Origin of the sequence: Ilyobacter sp., from assembly GCF_041583315.1 — a bacterium.
In the GTDB taxonomy this organism is placed as follows: Bacteria; Fusobacteriota; Fusobacteriia; order Fusobacteriales; family Fusobacteriaceae; genus Ilyobacter.
Genome location: NZ_JBFHGC010000417.1, coordinates 1 through 2602, shown reverse-complemented (window position 1 = coordinate 2602; position 2602 = coordinate 1). Strand labels below are relative to the sequence as shown.

General features: G+C 37.2%; 3 protein-coding genes. All 3 read right to left on the bottom strand.

From position 1 onward, the window contains the following. Positions 1-320 (bottom strand): hypothetical protein (locus ABZA26_RS12300; RefSeq protein WP_372714807.1); only part of this gene is annotated, 320 nt, incomplete at its 3' end. Next, positions 307-1875: a PilN domain-containing protein gene (locus ABZA26_RS12295; RefSeq protein ID WP_372714806.1), complete on the bottom strand. Its 1569-nt coding sequence runs from the start codon at positions 1873-1875 to the stop codon at positions 307-309. The genes ABZA26_RS12295 and ABZA26_RS12300, both read right to left, overlap by 14 nt. A 132-nt stretch (positions 1876-2007) precedes the next feature. After that, on the bottom strand, positions 2008-2535 hold the full coding sequence (locus ABZA26_RS12290) for a hypothetical protein (RefSeq protein WP_372714805.1): 528 nt from the start codon (positions 2533-2535) through the stop codon (positions 2008-2010). Positions 2536-2602 lie beyond the last annotated feature (67 nt).

Below are 2602 nucleotides of genomic sequence, written 5' to 3'. Positions count from 1 at the left end.
ATGTTTGACAGCTTTATATTGTTTTCCTTGCTCAGCTGGGTCAGTTCCTCGGTAAGGTATCTCTCCTCTCCTGCACTTATTAGCTTTGCCTGCATATGGTCTCTTTGATACTTCATTTTGTAGTATTCCCTGTATCTTTTTTTAAGTGAATTTATTTTATTTACATCCTCTACATATTTCTGTTGCTCCTGGATTATCTTATTCTTGTTAGACTCCACTCTTTTCTTCATATTTACCATTATTATATTTTGAAAAAGTATATAAAAAGTAAGGCAGACCAGTAGTTGCAAAACCAGAGCCTGTTTCTCATTTTTTTTCATTTTTTTCACCGCCGGAGAGTTTGACCTCTATAGAAAAATCATTTATCCTGTTATTTTGCTGGGACTTTACGGTTTTTATCAGTTTTACCGAACCAGTTATCTCCTCAAGATTGCTCAGGAGTTCATTTATATAACTCTCTGCATATTCATCATCAGACATCGCTTTCCCTGTTAATGAGACTGTATCCCCCACATATTTTATCTCTTCAAAGTATATCTCTGCAGGCAGGATTTCAGACACCTCATACAGAAAATTATTAAATATGGTGTTCTTTCCGGTTATTTTAGAAAGATAATTCATATCCTCCCTGGTTTTTTTTATCTTACCCTCCAGAGCATCAGCCTCTTTTATATAATCAGAGATTCCTCTGTTTTTTTCAGCTATTCCCTTTATTTTTTTTATCTGATCCATCTCCTGGATCTTATAATACCCGAATTTTATGCTGCAAAACATTACAAACACTATTGCCAGAAAGATGTATATAGGATTTTTGTTAATTTTAAAAGGCATCTTAAACTTACTTTTAAGCCTGTATATCCCCTCTTCACTCTGCATGGTTCCCGCCAGGAGATTCCAGTCATTGTCTTTCAGAAACTCTTTTGTAAGATCGCTTTCCAAAAATCCCGAGTTCACGCTGTATCCGTAAATATTTCCTATGTAAAGTTCTCTCTCCAGGGCAGTTTTTATATCCTCAGTCTCCAGATCTCCCCCTGAAAAATAAATTGTATTCAGAACCTCTCCAGAATGTTTAAACTGGAAATAATCTATATACTGTACAGCTTTTCTTAGGATTTTGGCCAAAGTCGATTCACAGGCCATGTTGAGCTGAGGTCCTATATTTACACCCTTTTCCATCAGTTCTGTCGCCTTTATATTACTTACATACCCGTATTCTTTGAGGTATTCAGTTGCCTTTTCCCCATCTATATTCAGTACATCAGAGAGGCTTTTTACAAAGTCCTTTTTTCCGATGTTTATCTTCCTGTACAGGGAAAGTTTGTCCTTAAAGTAAATTGCCGCTATAGTATGGCTTTCCTGTATATCTATAAAAAAACTGTTTTCTTTCTTATTTGCGTATCTCCCCATTGCCCTGTTTGCAGCAAAGGGTTCAAAGTCTATTCCGTGAAGCTTAAGAGGCGACAGCTTTTCCAGGAACTCCTGTGTTAAAACCTGCACATAGACCCCCTGGAGCAGCTTCGGACTAAAATCCCCTATAGCCCCGTAGGCTATCTTGTCTGCATCATCCACCATCTTTTGGTTTTCCAGCTTTCTTCGGAGGATGGACTCCATCTCCTCTTCTGGTACATTGGGGAGTTCTATGACCTCGTGTTCCATATTGTCCATTCTGCACAACAGTACTTTTTTGTACTTTGTCCATCCCTTGGACTCGATTATCTCTTTTATTTTCTCCACAGAAGCGGTTATTTTATCCTCGTTTCCCTGAGGAGTATCCTCTCTGTGTACATCCTCTATACTTATCCCGTTCTTTCCCTGGGCACCCAATATAAACTTTATTGAATTTTCAGTAAGCTCTATGGATAGTCTTTTCTTCATCTGCCCCTCCAGTTGCTTGAAATACTCTTTTATTAATAAAATTGAAAATTATCATTTATTATATTTATTTTAAACATCCTACTCTGTTCAAACCATATAAGTTAATTTCATTTCTAACTTAATCGTTTAATCTCACTCCGTAAGCGTATAATTTACAGCTACTACAGGACTTGAACTATTACTACTCCCAATCGTAATAATTAAAGAGTTGTTTTCAACCGTTATAGTCCCAGTATAGGTTCTTTTATATTTACGATCTCCGGTTGTTGTTTCGCTCAGAGTTATACCTGTCCCATTACCATTAACAGTCACCGCTGTTATTACGTTTTTAATATTCTTAGTTGAGGTTATTTTAACTTCTATATTATAAGTCCCATTCTTTACACCTGTAAAATCTACGTCAATACTACTGTTATTACTCGCTAAGCTCACTCCAGATGTTGAATCAGACGTATTTCCTGAATCATCTGTTGTTCCTGAATCTTCAGTTGCGTCTTCATCGACCAAAATCACAGTTATCTCCTTGGCATAGTAGGAACTTTCCTGCTTTTTCAGCGACAAAGTTTTCTCACTGGAAAGCCTCCCCAGAACCACCGCTATACCGCTCATGAGGGCCAGTATGAGTAAAACTAAAGGCAGTATAAATCCTCTTTTTTCCATCGATCCCTCCCTATCAAGGCTCACTAAGAGTGACTGTAATTTTAATTTCTTTAGTTGTAAGACCAGT